At 59.2% G+C, this 17,487-nt stretch carries 22 protein-coding genes and 1 pseudogene; 18 read left to right on the forward strand and 5 right to left on the reverse strand.

The genetic code is table 11. The features are described 5' to 3' along the window. Positions 1–141: 141 nt before the first annotated feature. Positions 142–1,155, reverse strand: a complete 1,014-nt coding sequence (locus ACFODV_RS13030) for a helix-turn-helix transcriptional regulator (protein WP_379760136.1) — start codon at positions 1,153–1,155, stop codon at positions 142–144. Positions 1,156–1,220: 65 nt separating this feature from the next. Continuing rightward, on the reverse strand, positions 1,221–1,919 hold the full coding sequence (locus ACFODV_RS13035; protein ID WP_379760138.1) for a DUF2201 family putative metallopeptidase: 699 nt from the start codon (positions 1,917–1,919) through the stop codon (positions 1,221–1,223). A 205-nt stretch (positions 1,920–2,124) separates the two neighbouring features. Here ACFODV_RS13035 and ACFODV_RS13040 point away from each other — a divergent pair, with 205 nt between their 5' ends. From ACFODV_RS13040 to ACFODV_RS13070, 7 genes and pseudogenes are all read left to right on the forward strand, one after another. Continuing rightward, positions 2,125–2,388: a hypothetical protein gene (locus tag ACFODV_RS13040; RefSeq protein ID WP_379760140.1), complete on the forward strand. Its 264-nt coding sequence runs from the start codon at positions 2,125–2,127 to the stop codon at positions 2,386–2,388. Then, positions 2,385–3,044: a hypothetical protein gene (locus ACFODV_RS13045; protein ID WP_379760142.1), complete on the forward strand. Its 660-nt coding sequence runs from the start codon at positions 2,385–2,387 to the stop codon at positions 3,042–3,044. The genes ACFODV_RS13040 and ACFODV_RS13045 overlap by 4 nt, the downstream gene beginning before the upstream one ends. 71 nt (positions 3,045–3,115) lie before the next feature. Next, complete coding sequence (locus ACFODV_RS13050; RefSeq protein WP_379760144.1) at positions 3,116–4,225, forward strand: ADP-ribosylglycohydrolase family protein; 1,110 nt, start codon at positions 3,116–3,118, stop codon at positions 4,223–4,225. Between the two features lie 16 nt (positions 4,226–4,241). Next, the gene (locus ACFODV_RS13055) at positions 4,242–5,189 is read left to right on the forward strand and encodes a metallophosphoesterase (protein ID WP_379760146.1); all 948 of its coding nucleotides are present in this window, start codon (positions 4,242–4,244) and stop codon (positions 5,187–5,189) included. Further along, positions 5,189–5,656, forward strand: a complete 468-nt coding sequence (locus ACFODV_RS13060; protein WP_379760148.1) for a DUF1643 domain-containing protein — start codon at positions 5,189–5,191, stop codon at positions 5,654–5,656. The genes ACFODV_RS13055 and ACFODV_RS13060 overlap by 1 nt, the downstream gene beginning before the upstream one ends. Before the next feature lie 245 nt (positions 5,657–5,901). After that, positions 5,902–6,197, forward strand: a pseudogene (locus tag ACFODV_RS13065) (transposase); the annotation flags it as partial. Positions 6,198–6,353: 156 nt separating this feature from the next. After that, positions 6,354–6,914, forward strand: a complete 561-nt coding sequence (locus ACFODV_RS13070) for a YqiA/YcfP family alpha/beta fold hydrolase (protein ID WP_379760150.1) — start codon at positions 6,354–6,356, stop codon at positions 6,912–6,914. Here the strand turns inward: ACFODV_RS13070 and ACFODV_RS13075 are convergent. Both ACFODV_RS13075 and ACFODV_RS13080 read right to left on the reverse strand, forming a co-directional pair. Beyond that, complete coding sequence (locus ACFODV_RS13075; RefSeq protein WP_379760152.1) at positions 6,871–7,218, reverse strand: hypothetical protein; 348 nt, start codon at positions 7,216–7,218, stop codon at positions 6,871–6,873. The genes ACFODV_RS13070 and ACFODV_RS13075 overlap by 44 nt on opposite strands. A 57-nt stretch (positions 7,219–7,275) precedes the next feature. After that, positions 7,276–7,569, reverse strand: coding sequence for a hypothetical protein (locus tag ACFODV_RS13080; RefSeq protein ID WP_379760154.1), 294 nt, complete (start codon positions 7,567–7,569; stop codon positions 7,276–7,278). 92 nt (positions 7,570–7,661) lie between these two features. Between ACFODV_RS13080 and ACFODV_RS13085 the strand changes: the two genes are divergently transcribed. The 3 genes from ACFODV_RS13085 (at position 7,662) to ACFODV_RS13095 (ending at position 10,695) form a co-directional block, all read left to right on the forward strand. Further along, the gene (locus ACFODV_RS13085) at positions 7,662–7,916 is read left to right on the forward strand and encodes a hypothetical protein (protein ID WP_379760156.1); all 255 of its coding nucleotides are present in this window, start codon (positions 7,662–7,664) and stop codon (positions 7,914–7,916) included. A 604-nt stretch (positions 7,917–8,520) separates the two neighbouring features. Then, positions 8,521–9,480, forward strand: a complete 960-nt coding sequence (locus tag ACFODV_RS13090) for a hypothetical protein (RefSeq protein WP_379760158.1) — start codon at positions 8,521–8,523, stop codon at positions 9,478–9,480. Positions 9,481–9,753: 273 nt separating this feature from the next. Then, complete coding sequence (locus ACFODV_RS13095; protein ID WP_379760160.1) at positions 9,754–10,695, forward strand: SEL1-like repeat protein; 942 nt, start codon at positions 9,754–9,756, stop codon at positions 10,693–10,695. Positions 10,696–10,936: 241 nt separating this feature from the next. Here ACFODV_RS13095 and ACFODV_RS13100 read toward each other — a convergent pair whose 3' ends face one another. Further along, positions 10,937–12,007: a tetratricopeptide repeat protein gene (locus tag ACFODV_RS13100; RefSeq protein WP_379760162.1), complete on the reverse strand. Its 1,071-nt coding sequence runs from the start codon at positions 12,005–12,007 to the stop codon at positions 10,937–10,939. A 305-nt stretch (positions 12,008–12,312) separates the two neighbouring features. Between ACFODV_RS13100 and ACFODV_RS13105 the strand changes: the two genes are divergently transcribed. From ACFODV_RS13105 to ACFODV_RS13140, 8 genes are all read left to right on the forward strand, one after another. Then, on the forward strand, positions 12,313–12,957 hold the full coding sequence (locus ACFODV_RS13105; protein ID WP_379760164.1) for a hypothetical protein: 645 nt from the start codon (positions 12,313–12,315) through the stop codon (positions 12,955–12,957). A 51-nt stretch (positions 12,958–13,008) separates the two neighbouring features. Beyond that, the gene (locus ACFODV_RS13110; protein ID WP_379760166.1) at positions 13,009–14,208 is read left to right on the forward strand and encodes a phospholipase D-like domain-containing protein; all 1,200 of its coding nucleotides are present in this window, start codon (positions 13,009–13,011) and stop codon (positions 14,206–14,208) included. Positions 14,209–14,339: 131 nt separating this feature from the next. Beyond that, entirely contained in the window at positions 14,340–15,095 is a 756-nt protein-coding gene (locus ACFODV_RS13115) for a DUF3883 domain-containing protein (protein WP_379760168.1), read from the forward strand. A gap of 593 nt (positions 15,096–15,688) precedes the next feature. After that, a complete protein-coding gene (locus ACFODV_RS13120) occupies positions 15,689–15,994 on the forward strand; it encodes a hypothetical protein (RefSeq protein ID WP_379760170.1) in 306 nt (101 codons plus the stop codon). Further along, entirely contained in the window at positions 15,979–16,536 is a 558-nt protein-coding gene (locus tag ACFODV_RS13125; protein WP_379760172.1) for a hypothetical protein, read from the forward strand. The genes ACFODV_RS13120 and ACFODV_RS13125 overlap by 16 nt, the downstream gene beginning before the upstream one ends. Positions 16,537–16,743: 207 nt before the next feature. Further along, positions 16,744–16,953, forward strand: coding sequence for a hypothetical protein (locus tag ACFODV_RS13130; protein WP_379760174.1), 210 nt, complete (start codon positions 16,744–16,746; stop codon positions 16,951–16,953). A 12-nt stretch (positions 16,954–16,965) separates the two neighbouring features. Continuing rightward, on the forward strand, positions 16,966–17,238 hold the full coding sequence (locus tag ACFODV_RS13135) for a hypothetical protein (RefSeq protein WP_379760176.1): 273 nt from the start codon (positions 16,966–16,968) through the stop codon (positions 17,236–17,238). A 109-nt stretch (positions 17,239–17,347) separates the two neighbouring features. Beyond that, on the forward strand, positions 17,348–17,479 hold the full coding sequence (locus ACFODV_RS13140; RefSeq protein ID WP_379760178.1) for a hypothetical protein: 132 nt from the start codon (positions 17,348–17,350) through the stop codon (positions 17,477–17,479). Positions 17,480–17,487 lie beyond the last annotated feature (8 nt).

A 17,487-nucleotide genomic window follows, 5' to 3' on the forward strand; every position in this document is an offset into this window, starting at 1 on the left:
TTCACCGCTCGCGCCGTCCTGGCCTCGCCTCGCCCCCCTCCTCGCCTTGCTCGGACCGTACTGAATTTCGCTGGCTTGGTATACGCCGAGAGCGGAACTTTGCGGCTCGTTACAGCTCGCTGGAGTGCGCGTCACCCTAGGTCAATCGCCTTTATCCCTTGCGATGATCGCCTGGGCAGTGTTGAAAATCTCCTGCCGCCAGGCGGGAGGCTCCAGCACATCCACGTTCGCTCCCATGCCCATCAGCCACCACAGGGTCTGCTGGTCGTTGGGCACCTCTGCCACGAGTTGTTGCCAGTCGCTGTCGGGCAGTGGTGAGAGGGTTTGCTGCGCTGAAAGCCGTGTCTCGTCGAGCAGCCAGGCCACCTTAGGGTGCACGTTGGCGACTAGCGTCACATCCTCTTTGCCCTGCAGGTAGCCGAAGGCACCGCTGCGGATGTAAGCATCCAGGTCGAAGTTCTCGACTTCCCGCCAGGGGCTGTCACTGATTCGTGGTTCGCGAATCCGGTGCAGGGCGAACTGGCGGATGTCGGTGTAGTCGTTCACCGTGGCCACCAGGTAGGTGACGCTGTGCCGGCTGACCAGCCCTTGGGGGTGCAGGGTGAAGGCCTTTTCCTCCTCGGTGCTGCGCGATAGGTACTGGACGTCCAGCGCTTTCTGTTCAAGAAGGGCCTGGGTTACCGCCTGCCAGGTGCTTTCCTCCAGCGTCGCGGGTATCAGGGCCTTGCCGTTGGGAATGGCACGGACGCGCTTAGCCCATTGGCTCAAGCCATTGCTCTCCAGATCGTCGAGCAGTCGGCGAGCGTCTGTGAACTGGGGCGTCAACTGACCCACCACGACTGGCGGCAACAATCCCTTCAGATACTCCTCGGCCAGCACCAGCGTCAGGGCGCTGGGAACGTCCAGCGCCGGCAGGTTGCAGTGGAACTCGCGATCGAAGTACCAACGGTAAGGTTTTTGGGTATCGTCACAGCCCAGCGGGAAGTGCAGGGCGATCTTGTCGCGAAGGTCGCGCTGCAGGGAGCGGGAGTCAATCTGGAAGCCGCGCTCGCGGAGTTTTTCCTGCAACACCGGCGTGGCAATGCGCCCGGGGTGGCGAGGAATCAGCTGCAGCATCGTCAGGTAGCGGAAGAGTGTCTCGCGGATTTCGGCCATAGGACGTCCTTGTCGGTGGTTCGAAGGTATTGTATTCACCATACCCGATAAGTCAGATCCTTGATTCACTGTCGCGTCACCAGTAATGCCGCGACATGACTAGGAAGGTTCGGCGTGCCCAGATGCCGCTTGGCGACCTCCAGGGCTCTTCCTTGCCAGCGGCGGAGGATCGTTTCGTCAGCAGGGTGGGGGCTGCCGCCGGCAGCGTCCGTGACACTCACCGGCGGCGTGTCCCAACTGGTCGGTGTCATGTCCAGACTCCTCTCCCTCTCCAGCCCGGGGAAATGGTCGAGCCAGTCATACACCGCGGGCAAAGGCTGGCCGATGCAGGCAGGGAAGAGCACCGCGTCATCAGGCAGTGGAATGCCCAGCAGCAACAGCAACGCATTGACCTCGTGATCGCAGGCCAGGTGCCAGCGACGCCTCTCCCAGTCTCGCGATAGTCTCAGATGCCCGGCCACGCAGTGCCAGGCCAAGTGCGCTTGTAGAAACTGGCGTGTCTGGGCATCGAGCCCGGCACTCCAGGCAGAATTGAACAGGAGGTGGCGTCCATCGGTGGTCGCGGTAGGCAGGCGGGCATCGCAGACTGGCATCAGCGACAGGTGAGATGCCAGCCAGGCGGTGACGGGTTGGTCACGACCCCATGCGTCACGGTCGGCTTGCCAGAGGGCAAGCTGCTCCTCCTCGAGCGAGAGGTCTTTCTGAGCAACAACATGACAGACCTTCTTGCCGTCCCCCTGGAAATTCCCTTGTCCGCTGCCCATGACGATCTCCGTTTTTGTCATGAATATGGGAGGAGAGTGCTATCAACCAGCGACATTCCATGTCGCACTCAGCGGGCGTCCATTCGACCTAAATTAGGTTGTCCGGTCGAAACATCATGATGCGACGCGGGATGTCGCAACGCCTACTTATCGTCGGGGTATGACATGACCTCTGCCCGAGGTCAGTGCTTCGTAAGGGACTACCATGCCAACACCCAGTGAACTCTCCGCCCTGATGTTCCATGCCGACCCAATGGGCACCTGCTGCCGCGAGAACGATGCCTTCGACGAGTACGATCGTATCGCCTTTGAGCTGGCCGAGCGCCTGGAGGAGGGCGAGATATCTGATGTTGCGTTGCATGCGGTGTTGAGTGAGTGGTTCGACGACGACCTTGTCGAGCGAGCTGACCTGGCGGGGGTGATCGAAGCCCTAGAGAGCGTTAGCACTCGAACAGGAGAATCCCCATGACCGATATCTCACAGGTCGTCCAACAACGCGCCGCCGAAGTAACCGCTGACGAATTGCTCACGCGGATGGGCTATCGCAACGTGGGCACCAAAGCGCGCGATCGACTGTCGCGCGTGGTCGCCGACCAGCAGCTGGGGCTGGCCACACCGGAATACGACTTCCATTTTGCCAGCCGGGCCTTCAGCGAGGCGCTCTGTCAGGCTCTGGCAATGGAGCCAGACGACTATCTCCCGGCGCTGGATGCCATCGAGGCGCACCTGGAGGAAGAGCTTCAGGCCTACAAGCCCTGGCTCTTCGTCGACACCGGCTTCAAACGTGCGGATCGCCCGGGAACAGCGATCTTCATCCTGGCCATGATTGAATCGAAACGCCGACTCCGGCTGCCCCCGGATACCTTCCGGTTGCCCTGGGAGCAGCAACTGCAGCGTGCCCAGCAGTTGGTGCGTCAGCACATGGCCGATACCGGGGGCGAGTTGAAGATCTGGGGACGCATCCAGCGCTACCTGTTCTGTTACGCCGAGGACCAGACGCTGGAGCTCTCGCCGAACCTTGACGTGGTGGGGGACGCCTCGTGGACGGGGATCTCCCAGGCCAGCGTCACGCTGAAGGGCAAGCCACTGCCGCTACCGACCCCGGAGGGTGAGGATGCGACATGATTTGTCGCATGGCGCCCTCATACTGAAGGTACAAGCTTCCCAGCTTCGCCTTAACGACAAGGAACCAGGCCATGACTGACATCCCGACCCTGCAGGAACGTTTCACCGGCTGTCTGCTGGGAGGCGCCGTGGGCGATGCCCTGGGCGCGCCGGTAGAGTTCATGAGCCGCCAACGGATTCTCGAACGCTTCGGCCCACAGGGCATCAGCGAGTACTCGCCGGCTTTCGGGGGACTCGGGCGAATCACCGACGACACCCAGATGACGCTGTTCACCGCCGAGGGGCTGTTGCGCGCCGATGTGCGTGGCAGCATGCGCGGCATGTGCCATCCACCTTCCATCATTGCCCATGCCTACCTGCGCTGGCTGGTGACACAAGGGGGAGAGCCTAGCGCAGAGATGCGCCGCCTCCTGGACTCCAGTCTCGAGGACGCGCCAGGCTGGCTGATCCAGCATCGCGACCTGCACCATCGTCGTGCCCCGGGGAATACCTGCCTATCGGCGCTTCAATCTATGCAAAGCCTCGGGGACAAAGCGGTCAACAACAGCAAGGGCTGCGGTGGGGTGATGCGGGTCGCGCCGGTGGGCCTGTACCTCTGGCCCATGAGCGACGTCGGGCGCGCCTTCGACCTGGCGTGCGAAGCGGCTGCCATTACCCATTGTCACCCCTCGGGGATCCTGCCGACCGGTGTGCTGGCGGAAGTGATCCTCCAGCTACTCCACGGCGAAACGCTGCCCAAAGCCCTTGAGCTCGCTAAAGCTGAACTGCTGAATCATGACGACCATCTGGAAACCCTGCAGTTTCTCGCCACCGCCATCGAACTGGCCCATTCAGACCTTTCTCCCGAACAGGCCATCACCTTTCTCGGTAAGGGCTGGGTAGCCGAGGAAGCACTGGCTATCGCTGTCTACTGCGCCCTCGTTGCCGAGGACTTCCGCCATGGTGTGATGTTGGCCGTCAACCACGATGGCGACTCCGATTCCACCGGCGCGATCGCCGGCAACCTCCTGGGTGTGATGCACGGGGTTAACGCCATCCCCACTTCCTGGCTGGAACCGCTGGAACTGCGCGAAGTGATCACCGAGGTGGCCCAGGATCTACTGGCCGTCAACAAATGGGATGTCGATGAGATGGGCGGTGAGGACAACGACTGGGTATGTGAGAAATACCCGGGATTCTGAGCGAAAGGAGACTTGCATGTATGATCTTATCGGCGATATCCACGGCCACGCGACGCCGCTGAAGCAGCTGCTTGAAACCCTTGGCTATCGGGAGGTAAGCGGCATCTTTTCACATCCCGAGCAGCGCCATGTGATCTTCCTCGGCGACTTCATCGACCGGGGACCAGACCAGGTCGAGACGGTGCGGATCGCCCGCGCCATGGTCGACGCCGGCACGGCGCTGGCCGTGATGGGGAACCACGAGTTCAATGCCGTGGCCTGGGCTAGCGAGGACCTTGAGCGCCCCGGTGAGCCCTTGCGCGCCCACAGTGACAAGAACCGCAATCAGCACCAGGCCTATCTTGACCAGGTGGGGGAGGGTAGTGCTCTACACCGCGAGCACATCGCCTGGTTCAAGACACTACCGCTTTACCTGGATCTCGATGGCCTGCGCGTCGTGCACGCCTGCTGGGACCCGAAGTCCCTTGAGGCGCTGTATGAACACCTTGATGACCAGCAGTGCATCCTGCCGGATGCCTGGCCGGAATTGACCCGCAAGAGCACCCTCGCTTACGATGCCTTGGAAACGTTGATCAAGGGTCTGGAGATATCCCTGCCGGCCGGCAACGAGTTTCTCGACAAGGACGGCACACCTCGCCGCAACATCCGTGCCCGCTGGTGGGAACTGGATGGCATCACCTACCGTGATCTGGCTATGGTGCCGGCCGACGTTATCCATCAGATCCCCCACGTTCCCATTCCCGAGGATCTGATGCCCGGCTATCAAGGGGACAAACCTCTCTTCGTCGGCCACTACTGGCTCGACGGCAGACCCAAGCCGCTGACCCCGCATATTGCCTGCCTCGACTACAGCATTGCCGGCTTGGAATTTGGCCCCGGGGACTTCCCTAAGTTGTGTGCCTATCAATGGGATGGGGAGCAGGAGCTGATCGCCGACAAAATGATCTGGATGGAGGGTAAGTGATGGAACGTTCTGCCGAAATTTCGCCATGTGGTTATTACCGTTACACGTTATCAAGGATTTGGAATCCAGCCTTGCCTTACGTGGCTTTTATAGGACTGAACCCTTCAACCGCTGATGCTGAAAAGGATGACTCCACCCTGATTCGTTGCATTCAGTACGCAAAGGACTGGGGGTATGGTGGTGTCTGGATGGTTAACCTATTTGCATTTCGAGCGACCAACCCAGCCGATATGAAGGCCGCGCATGACCCGGTAGGACCCCACAATGACAGCGCATTGCAATCTGTTTGTGATGATGCTGGGCTGGTTGTGGCGGCATGGGGTAATCATGGTGTTTTCCAAAAGCGCTCTCAGCAAGTAAGGGAAATATTGGGTGCAATGCATTGTTTGAAAATAAATAAAACCGGCGAGCCCACGCATCCGCTTTATCAGGCAAAAAATACTAATCCATTGATTCTGAGAAGTTAATGTTTTAATTATTAAAGCGGGGTGGGTGGTTTGCTCCTCCTCCTGCAATATGTAGTAGTGGACGCTTCATTCGATGACACCGCGCTGACAGCATTAGTGGCCGGCCGTGACGGAAGCGCAAGTGACCCATGACTATGACTGGTGACCACAAGATGTGGGGGTGGAGGAGCAAGCCGTCCACCCGGCTTATTAAAAATAATTATTGAAAATGTAAATGAGGGCGGTCTCAAGTTCCAAGCGCAACGCTATTGAAGCATGCCGGGATAAACCAAAAGACCGGTACGGCGATTTATTTCGCTGACTCGCATAGCCCATAGCAGCGGGTCTCCAGGCGGATGGCCGCCCCCTCAACACCAACGGGCTTTTACAGCAGTACCTGTCGAAGAGCACTGACCTCTCCGTCTACAGCCAAGAAGAATTCGACGCCATCGCCGACTCACTGAACACGCGGCCTCGCAAGACACTGGACTGGCGAAAGCCGCTGGAAGCCTTCGTCGAGGTGCTCAAGAAGTCAGTCACCGGCCCGAGCACCCTTCAATAGCGCTGCGCTTGGAACTTGAGACCGCTGTCGCTGATCGAAGAATTATTTAATTACAACATCAGCTTATAAGGAAAATCCTACAATGAAAACACTTATAGAATGGCTAGATAAATCTAGTCAGATGGGTGAATCTAAGAGTCCAATAGGAGATATATTATGAAGATCGCATACTTCCACGGATTTGGTAGTAAGTTTGATCCAAATAACCCAAAGGTCGTAGCATTGTCTAAACTCGGTGAGGTTGTTGGTGTTGACGTTGACTATACAAATTATGCTGCTGACGTTGTAGAAATAGCGACAATGTGGGTAATTAAGACTTCTCCAGATTTGATTGTTGGAACCTCTATGGGAGGTTGGTTGGCTGCTGATGTTGGGACGTTATGCGGAGTGCCGTTTGTTGCTATTAACCCATCTATCAAGCCTAGTTTGACACTTGCTAAGCACCCAAGCCATGGTATTGATTATGCTGGTCGGGAATACGAACTGCCTGTAGAGGTTGTTCTGTCCTATAGTGATATAACAATCGGCGGGTTCGGCTTGGTAATCGTTGACCGTGGTGATGATGTAATAGACTCTTACGAAACCACTCTTCATATGGAGCCTTCTCATTATATTTTGGCATTTGAGGGGGGTAGCCATCGTTTCGATCACATCGAAGAGTCGTTGGGTGCGATTAAGAGGTTCTACAATAAAGCACAAGTTTCTTATGGTTCTTAGTGTTGGATGATCCTCGCAAAAATAAGACAATATATTTATTAAAGCAATACACATTGATCAGAGTCGGCGGTCTCAATGTATGGCGGAAGCCGGCGTGCACCAGCTTGCGTTGCAGTATGACGTCCTCGAGCCCCGGTGCATGATCGATGCACAGGGACTCCAGCCGTTCCGCCTCGGGTGATACCTCCAGGCGCTGCAGCTGATGACAACCGATCACCAGCAGTTGCCACAGGTTCGGTGAGCAGACCTGGGCGCTCCCGGCCGATGGCGGCCGGGAAACGTATTCCCCCATCACGATCTGCATGTCGGCCTCCTCGCCGTGTCGTTTCACGAAAACGGCATCGCCGATGACCGAGTTCTGTCACGGGGCGAGATCCTCGAAGTCCGCCTTAAAGCGCCCCTCCCGCCAGCAGATATCGATGTGCTCGAGCCCACCCATCACCCGCAGAGAGGGCGGTTCCCGACCCGCATCCAGGTGCACGGTGACCCGAGCGAGATCCGGCAAAGTGATCACCTCCAACGCCGTGCAGTCCTGAACGGTCAGGTGATGCAGGCTGGGGGCATTTTGCAGGACTAGCGTGATGAGCGCAGGGTAATCCGCCAGATCCAGGCTGCGCAGTTCGGCATGCGAGCACTGCCAACGCGTATCCCTCACTCCTGGCACACGGGCCCCCAGTGTCAGGATGACTGTCGTGCCCTCTAATACCCTGTTCTTATAAACCTACCAGGGGGCGATAGGAGACACTCATGCTTCGTTACTCAGAAGAGCGCTGGCAAGCCGCGGTAGCCAAGCTGCTGCCTCCCCACAACCTCCTTTCACAGGCGATCGCGGAACAGGAAGAGATCTCGCTGAGCTCCGTTTATAAGTGGCGCAAGGAAGCCTGTACCGAGGGGCGTTGCCTACCCGATGCGCAGAGTAAGGGCGCCGGTGGCTGGTCGTCCAAGGACAAGTTCAACGCCGTACTTGAGGCCGCCTCGATGAACGCTCAGGAGACCGCTTAGTAATGCCGCCGTCGGGGGATCTATCCCGAGCAGCTGGAGCGGTGGCGCAATGACTGCGAGCAGGCCGCCAGACTCTCGCACTCGGAACGTTAAAGTGAGGCTGACGAGGCCAAGCAGCAGAGCAAGCGCACGACAATGAGCCAAGCAATGCGATTCCCCGACCCTGCAGGGGAATCGTTCCTGAATTTAAATAATAAGCAAAGCATCGGCGGTGCCCAGGCTCCTGCGCGTTCTTCCTGGAACAACTTTGTCGATGCCAACCTTCGCCGCTCGCGTCGTCCTGGCTGTCGCCACGCCAACCCCAGCCTGGCTCGGCCCGTCCGGCACGTCGCTGGGCATGGCGTTCTTACCACACTTGGCCCGCGCACGACGCTTGCGGCCTCGGTCGTGGCGGCTCGCCCAACCCCCGGCCAGCCGACCACGCCTCGGCCACGGCGCTGTGTTGGCGTGCGGGTCGCGCTTCGCGCCACCCTTGCTGCGGACGGGTGCTATCTGACGTTGCCTCCCAACCCGCCCCCGGCTGACGCCGGCGGCTACCTGGGTGCCCATCCCCGCCAATGCTGATGTACCCTGACGCCATCGCTTCCGACTCGTCGAGCCACCCATGCACCAGGCCACCTACCGTCACTACCCCAGCTTCACCCGACGCTACGTCCGCTCCGTGATGAAGATGATGGGCCTGCCCAGGAAGCCCAGCGTCGAGGCCGAGATCTTCGGTCAGATGGTGCAAGACGAGCAGGTTGTGCACTCCATCAACGGCGAGATCCTGATGCTCGAATGGCACCATGGCCGCGAGGGCAGGGTGGTGGTGCCCGAGTCTTCGCTGTCGGAATGGCTGCAGACGGTGCAACTCAGCAAGGTGCAGGGCGATGCCTGGTCGTGGCCCTGGGAGTTCAGCACCCTGTCTTTCCCGGCCAAGCAGACCTTCCATGGCCATCACGTCGATGGCGCCCTGGTCGCCTGGGTGGACTCGACCACGTTGCCCGATCGCTACGAGAGCTTCCTGAGCGCCCACGGGAATCCGCACGGAGTGGACATGGCGGGGCTGAGTGATCCCTGGCTGATCGTGGCGATCCACAATCCGCTGGACACGCAGCCGAGCCTCAACCCCACCATGCTGCGCGGTGCCTTCAAGCCCAGCCAGATCACCGACTTCATCAACCGCGAGGCCATCGAGCACGCCGGCGGTCGGGCGCAAAAGCTGGACGATGAGGAGGGGATGATCCTGCGCGAGGTGGTGCGTTATGTGCTGTCCCTCGGCATGTACCTCTCCGCCTACCCGGAGGCGCTGTCGAGTGGTGTGCCGAACTGGATGAAGAACAAGCATCCCGAGGGCAAGAAGGGCGTGCCCTTCACCCACATCGGTATCGATCGTGAGGACCGCGAACTGAGCCTTGCGATGACCGCACCGCGGTCGGTATCGCCCTACTGGCGGCAGCTGCGCGACGATCGCTTCTACCGCGGCAAGTGGGCCAACCACCGACGGGGTAGCCGCTATGTGCTGGTCAGTGGGTATGAGGTTGGGGCGGGCAGAACCGTTGGGGTGGTGCCAGTAGACCTATGAGCGGTGCTGGCTGACTGTCGCGCTGGGAAGCAGTAGGCAGTAGACCGATGATACCGCCGCCATGGCGCTATGCTTGGCGGACAGTCTGCTCTTCAGCGGTGGCTTCGAGGCTGCTGACCAGATGGCCCGCTACTGGGGTCGGCAGCCTCTTAATCCTGACTTTTTGCCTAGATCCGCTGCTATAAGCAGTAAGTATATTGCCCGACTCGCACCCCCGTTCGTCAACAAGGTGGGGTAAGGTGGAGGCTCACGGACGAAACCAGGACCCCGACAATGCGCCTCTTCACCGCCGCCACACTCTTTGCCCTTTTCGCTTTATCGGGGCCAACAGCCTTCGCCCAGTCGTTTGAGGAAGGTCTGTCCGCTTTCCAACGAGAGGACTTCACGACCGCGCTACAACACTTTGAGCCACTCGCCGAGCAAGGCGATGCCGTTGCGCAGTTCAACCTGGGAGTCATATACGAAAACGGTTTTGGTGTTGCCCAAGACTATGCGGAGGCAGTCGCGTGGTACCGGCGTGCCGCTGAGCAGGGCGATGTCGATGCGCAGTTTAACCTGGGTGTCATGTCCGCCAACGGTCGGGGCGTCGCCCAGAATGATTCCGAGGCCGTCTCCTGGTACCGGCGTGCCGCTGAGCAAGGCGATGCCGTTGCGCAGTTCAACCTGGGCGTCATGTACAACAACGGTCGGGGCGTCGCCCAGAATTATTCAGAGGCCGTCTCCTGGTACCGGCGTTCCGCTGAGCAGGGCGATGTCGATGCGCAGTTTAACCTGGGCTTCATGTACAAAAACGGTCGGGGCGTCGCCCAGAATTACTCAGAGGCCGTCTCCTGGTACCGGCGTGCCGCTGAGCAGGGCGATGTCGATGCGCAGTACAACCTGGGCTTCATGTACAACAACGGTTGGGGCGTCGCCCAGAATTATTCAGAGGCCGTCTCCTGGTACCGGCGTTCCGCCGAGCAGGGCGATGCCGTTGCGCAGTTCAACCTGGGCGTCATGTACGACCGAGGTTTGGGTGTCTCCAGAAACCTTGTCCTCGCTTATGTGCTTGAGAATCTGGCAGCGGCACAGGGCAATGAACATGCCCGTAAAAACCGCGACATCAGTCTCAATAACCTGTCTTCCGAGCAGGTCACCGAAGGCCAGCGCCTCGCATCCGGGTGGCAGGTAGGCACCCCCCTACCCACCTCCAGCGACGTCACCACCTGGCCCTAGCCTCCCTCAGCTATCGGCACGGGCATCCGCTACCCTGGAAGATCAGGAAAGGCTCATTTTCTTTACACGCATTGATACCCCTCCAAGAGACTCTGGAGGGGTATTTGCGTACATAAATCGGTCACCGGCTCGAGTACCCTTCAATAGCCTTGCGCTTGGTACTTGAAGCCTCGGGTGGTTGTGGGGGAGCGTGATGCTACCCAGCGGCCGGGAAGGCTGACCTCCCGGCCGTTCTGGTGGTTTACTTGCCGGTCATTTTCCTGGCGGCGTCGTACTCGGCATCCAGGCCTGACTGGGTGTCGAGGGAGGGATCGATGGTCTTCAGGCCGACATGCATCATCGACAGCAGCTGCATGCCGGAGAAGTCGCCGTCGAGGGATTTCAGCGAGTAGCGCGTGTCCGGGTCGTTGATGGAGAGGCCGCTCTCGCCCAGCTTGGCGATCTCGAACACGGCCTTGGCGATTTCCTGCTTATCCATCTTGGCGAAGGTCTCGAATGCCCCGGTCATGTACATGACGGCGTCCATGCGCAGGCCGCCATCGGCCTTGGCCTTCATGGTGTCTTGGGCGAGGCGGCTGAGCGCCTTCCTGGCCTCGGTGGCGATCGGTGACGACGGTTCCAGCTCGACGATCCGCTTGTAGATGCCGGTGGCCTGCTCGGCGTTCTGGGGGCCCATCTCTTCCAGGCTCAGCGCCAGGCCGTAGAGGGTGGCGACATCCTGAGGATTTGCCGCCAGCGCACGCTCGAAGAACGGCTTGGCGTCCTGGTGCTTCCCGCGCTTGGCGAGCAGACCCGCTAGGTTACGGTTGATCCAGAGGTCGTCGGGGTGCTGCTTGGCCGCGTTACGCAGCACTGTCTCCGCCTTGTCCAGCTGACCGAGCTTGATGTGCGAGAAGCCCAGCGCCGCGTGGGCATGGGCATAGTCCGGCTCCGCCTCGACGCACGCCTGCAAGGGGGCGACCGACTCCTCGACCCGTCCCATTTCGGAGAGGCAGACACCGAGGTTGTATAGGATCTCGGGGTCGTGAGTCATCTCGGCCAGGATCTCGAGCGCGGGCAGTGCATCATCGAGAAAGCGATGCTCGAGCAGGCCCAGGATGTACTGCTTGGGCTCGACGCCCTCCTGTGGCACCGCGACCCCCATGACATGCCCGTCCTGGATGACGATGGCCGCCGTGTAGCCCTTGGTGGCGTAATGCGTCGTGAGGGTGAACAGCACCGCATCCTCGAAGCCCGGGGCATCTCGCGGCGGCAGGCCATCGAGCTGGATGTCGTCGAGGCTGCGTTTGAAGATCTCTGGGGCTTGCGGCATTGCTTCACCTGCGGGCGTTGAAAAGTTGATGAGCCATGTTACCAAGGATTCACCACCGAAATGGAGGATGAGCCTTGAGAGCCCCGACACGTTCGACAACCTCGTCGAACAACCCATCTGAATTTGCTAGCTCGCGATCCGTTCCAAGTGTTGTTCGAGCAAGCAGACGCTCAGTTGTTTAGCTACAAGGATTCCCTGCGAAGAGCACCGGTAGACAACCGGCGGTACGGCCTACGTGTCTCGTACTGCGGCCAGCGAGTCTCTGACCCATACTGATGAGACTTCATCTCAGGGAGGAGAGCTAGATGTTGACCCACGCCCATCTCAAGGAACGCCAGCGCGCCGAGCGCGAGAACCATGCCGAGGGCATCGCCCTGCGTATCCACCGTGCGCTGAGCTGGTTGAATCGTGCCGAGCTTTGCGACGACGAGGATGGCCGCTTTATCTTCCTGTGGATCGCCTTCAATGCCGCCTACGCCAACGATCTGGGTGAGATGCGCATGGCAGAAAGCCGCCTGCTGGGTGAGTTCCTGCAGCGCCTGAGCCGCCTGGATGGCCAGGATCGTCTGTACGGGCTGGCCTGGCGGCGCTACCCCTCGGCAATCCGCTTGCTGCTCAGCAATCGCTATGTCTTCCAGCCTTATTGGGACCACCAGAATGGCTTGTCCGGCAGCGACGACTGGGAATCGCGATTCGCCTCGGCCAAGCGTGCGGCGAACACCGCCCTGGCGAATCAGGATACCGGCACCGTGTTGAGTATCGTCTTTCAGCGCCTCTACACACTGCGCAACCAGCTGATCCACGGCGGCGCGACCTGGAACGGTGCGGTGAACCGGGACCAGCTGCGAGACGCCAATGGGATACTGGGTGATGTGGTACCAGTCATAATCGAGATCATGCTGGATAATGCCGGCGAGCATTGGGGCGATGCCTGCTATCCGGTAAAATGATAAAACTGTAAGAAAATAAAGACTTATAAACAATATTGATTAGGGAAAATTATGAAGATTGAATTAATTAAAAGTGGTGCTGTGAAAGAAAAGGCATTGAAACTTCTCGAAGAGTGCCAGAATTTTGATATTGCAGTTGCATGGGCAGGAGAAAATGATTTTTGTGATGAGATTGTGAGGTTTGGAGAAAAGATGAGGCGGGTTGTTATCGGCACGCACTTGTACCATACAGCCCCTTCTGTAATAAAGAGGTTGATGAAGTTTGGTGTAAAGGTTAAGCCCCCAGTGGGCGATCTATTTCATCCAAAAATATATTATTTCGACTGTGGCGAAAGAGTAGTGGTAATAATTGGTAGTCACAACATGACTAAAGCTGCGTTTGAAGATAAAAATATTGAGGCTAGCATTCTAATTGATGGGTTAAAGAAAGACAAGGAATTGAAAGATATTCGTCACTTTATAAATAAAGAGTGGTCTAGTTCAAGCAGTGTGACGGATGAGTTTTTATTCTCATATGAAACCCAGTATGAAGCTAAGAAAGTTCATAAACAAGAGCTTGAGAAATATATCCCTCTAAAAAAACCCAAGAAACAATATCATGGCGCTTCTCCAATGGAAATGACATGGATCGATTATATAGAAGGGTTGAAAAGAAAGGAAATAGGTAGCCCTTATGAGCGACTGCACTTATTAGAAGAGGCCCGTATGCTGTTTGAAGAAAAGCGACATTTTGAAGAAATGGAAAAAGATGAAAGGAAGGCGATAGCAGGGACGTTTGCGCCTAGTGAGAAAGGATATAAGGAAATAGAATGGGCAGCATTTGGTACAATGGCGAGCGTAGGAGTTTTTAAAAATGTTGTGAATAATTCTCCATATTATATTTCCAAAGCACTCGACGAAATACCTCTTAAAGGCGAGGTGGTCAAGTCTGACTATGATAGATTTTGCAAGTTTTTCTTTAAAGCATTCGAAAAAAAGGCGAGGAAAGGAGGGGTTCCTGTTGCATCTAGGTTGCTTGCAATGAAGCGTCCAGATATTTTTATTCCCTTTAACGGTAAAAGCAGTCGCGCTATGGCTGCTGCATTCGGGATTGCGAAAAGCAGGGTGAATTTGGAAACATATTGGGATTGCATAGTAGTCCCTACTTCATTATCTAAGTGGTGGCTGCACCCTAGGCCGGTGGGTCTTACTGAGCAAAGAATATGGGACAACCGTGCGGCTATGATAGATGCTCACTTTTATGAGGAATAATGTTTGGCGTGATCAAAGCTATTTTACAGTTTCAGTGGTAAACCCCGGGGTAACGTGTTGGCCGCCTTCATACTGCAAGCCCAACTTGGTGCCTGCTGGCTTACACGGGTTCCACTAACCAAGGGGAATACATGGCAATCATCGACACGAAGACGCTGGCGGACAGGTTGGCAGGCAGCGACTCCTTCATTCGTACCAAAAATGGCGAGGTCAAGGGGTTGGCAGTCACGACCCGGGACAACCCCGAAGCGCCAGAGATAATCGTTGTCGGCAAGGGGCCTCAAATCGAGGCAAGAGCCGAACTCTTCCTGAAGAGTGAAACAACTGTGCCTCTCTACATTAAGCAGGGAACCAATGCCTGGGCCTACCGTAGTGAATATCGCGCGACGTATTTCTCCCGTGATCCTGCAGTGATTGAACAATACCGACGCCATCGGTCACTTGAAGACCTCGCCGGCATTTTGTTTCTCGCGGAAGAAGATGACCTTGACGCCCCTGTTGGGGCAGGTTGCTGGAGTGTGGATCCACAAGTACGCAAGGCCGTGGAGGACGCGGCTGTTCAGCGCGTGATAACCTATCTGGAGCAACAGACTCCGCAGTTCAAGATTCAGGTCAGGCAGAAAGACAATTGTGGCTACGATCTGCTCGCCACTCGAAACGACAAAGCATTGCGCATCGAGGTCAAGGGAACCGCAGGCACAGCGGCGGCTTTCTGGCTGACTCGCAACGAGCGTGCTGGCTCCGTGCATCCCGACTGGCGATTGGCCCTGGTGCCCAATGCTCTGGCTGATAAGCCGAACGAGCCAGAGTTTTTCACAGCGCTTGAAATGGAGTCGGCCTTTGAGCTGGAACCCTACAAGTGGAGGGCTACCCTTAAGACCCGTTAAAGATCTCTGTCAGGCACCCCCGCCGGCTCGTTCCTCGCCCGCGGTCGGGCTGCTCCGGGCTTCGGCCCTTCGGGCTGGCTTCGCCACCCTACGCATCCCTGGCGCTCTTGCGCTCCGCGCGCTGACGGCTCCGCCTGTTCGTGCCTCACACGCTCCGCCTTGAAGGGGCCGGCTCGTTCCTCGCCCGCCCCTCGAGCCGCAACCCCCTGTGCCGGCTGACGCCCGCACAGCGTCACTCGGCCAGCGCTTCGCGCACGCCTCCCTGACCCCATGCTCCGGCGCAAGCTCGTTCCTCGCACGCGCCTGCGCTGAACCCCTGAACCCCAACCCCCTTGTCGCCTCGCCGGCTTGGCATCAGGGGCCGGTCGCATACCCCCGCGTCCGGCCCCTGTGCGGGGCAGGGTGGGCGCTACGCTGCGGCAAGGCAAAAATCGGAACCCCGCGCCAACTGCCGCGCGGGGCCCCCGCGATTTTGTGCCTTGTCCTGCGCTCTCGCGCGGTGGCAATTCATGGTTAAGCTACTGTTTTTGATGGAAAAAATCCTGATAATATACTATACTTTTATACAGTAAACAGGCAAAAGGAGAGGGGTCATGTCGTTTGTCAGCGGGGGTGTCAGTTACGGGGCTGGGGTGGTGCAGCAGGTCTGCGCCGGCGGGTGGGTATGGGCGCAGCGCATGGCGCGGCGGGGCAACAATCCGGCCCCGGCCTGCGTGTGCATTCCGGTCGGTTCGCGGGCCCAGGCGGTTGCCGCCTGGTGGCTGCTGCGCCGCCAGGGCTGGCAGGCCTGGCCGCGGCCGGGCAAACGCACCGGGGCACCGGCCGAACTCAAGGTGGTCATTCCGCCGGGCTGGTCGCTGTCCCAGGTGCGCGGGGCGCTGGCGTGGCTGGCCTCGTAGCCATCATCGGCGGGCGGCAGCTGTCTCCGGCGGCTGCCGCCCATGTCCAGGCCCTGGCCGCGCAGCTCGCCGGCCGGGGCTTCACCCTGGTCACCGGGTGCTGCACCGGCGCCGATCAGGCGGTCATCGCGGCCGCACTCGTCGGCACGGTACCGGTTGAGGCGCTCCAGGTGCTTGCCGCCTTCGGCCCGGGCGGGCAGGGCGCCTGCCCGGTGTCGGCGGTTGCTGCGGTCGAGGCCTTCGCCGCCGGGGGCGGTGCCGTCTCCTGGTGGGCGGGGGGTGGTCCTGGCGTGCCGCTGCGGGCGCGCCTTGCTGGTCGCGCCGCTCAGGTCATCAACTCCGCCGCCTCGGTGGTGGCCATGCATCCCGGCCGTGGCAGCTGGCGGGCCTGCCGGCTGGCCGCGGCGCGAGGGCTGCCGGTGGTGGTCTTCTCGGCCTCCCCGGTTTCGCTGGGCGCCGGCCACTGGCAGCCGGTATGCGCCGGCAGCCTCTGGTCATCGGCACAGCGCTGGATGCCTCGCCAGGCAGCATTTTCTCTCTAACCAATTGAATAAAAACACCATTGTTAGTCCAAAAAAATATGACTTTGAGTCATAAAATGACTTGAAATATGACTCAGCGGGTCTATTATGACTATATGGAGTCATATATGACTTGGAGTGTCAGTGACGTCCATCGCGCTGTTTCCCCGGTCGGCTCGGGCGCGTTAAACGGAGAAACCGGGTTTTCGTCATCGTCTGGAGGTCGTCATGCAACACAAGTTCTTGAGCGACAACGCCGCCGCCCACCGCGCCTATCTGCGTCGTGAGCTGGCCGAGTACGAAGGCCAGGTCGTCGAGCAGGCGCGTCGCATCGTCGGCGGCGAGTCTAGCACCGCGCCCAGCGAGGAGCATCTGCGCGTGCTGCTGCAATGGCTGGATGGCCGGGCCACCGGGGCCGGCCCTCGGGTCACCCACTGAGGAGGCGCCGTCATGGCTAATCCGCATCTTTTCGACAGCGACATCGACTACCAGCGTGCGGGCATGAACGCCGCGGCGCTCAAGGTCGAGGCACTGGAGGAGGGCGACGAAACCGCCCTGGAAAGCTTCACCGCCTACCTGGAAGCCAAGGGGGTGCTGACCGAGATCGTCCACGAGTGGGCCGCCGGCCATCGGCGCCTGCTCAAGGAGTGGGCGAAGGCGGCGGCCTGGGCCGATGAGGTCGAGGCGGGGGAAGCGAAGGCCGAACGGCTCGGCCTGATGTGAGAACGCTACGGTGTGAGCGCACCGGGGTCACCGCGTGAGCCGCGAGAGAGCCCGCACGATCAGTCGGGGCTTTCCGCGGGGGCACGCAAGGCATGGGAGGAGAGGAGCGATGGGCAGAACCTGGAAGAAACGGCCGGAAACCCGCGCCAAGGTACGCCGCAAGATCGAGTATCAGCAGCGTGCCCGGCAGGCGCGGCGCAAGGCCACCGCCGGCAAGGCCGAACGGCTCGGCCTGAAATGAAAACGCCC

The sequence above is a fragment of the Halomonas tibetensis genome (assembly GCF_042643535.1).
Classification (GTDB): domain Bacteria; phylum Pseudomonadota; class Gammaproteobacteria; order Pseudomonadales; family Halomonadaceae; genus Halomonas; species Halomonas tibetensis.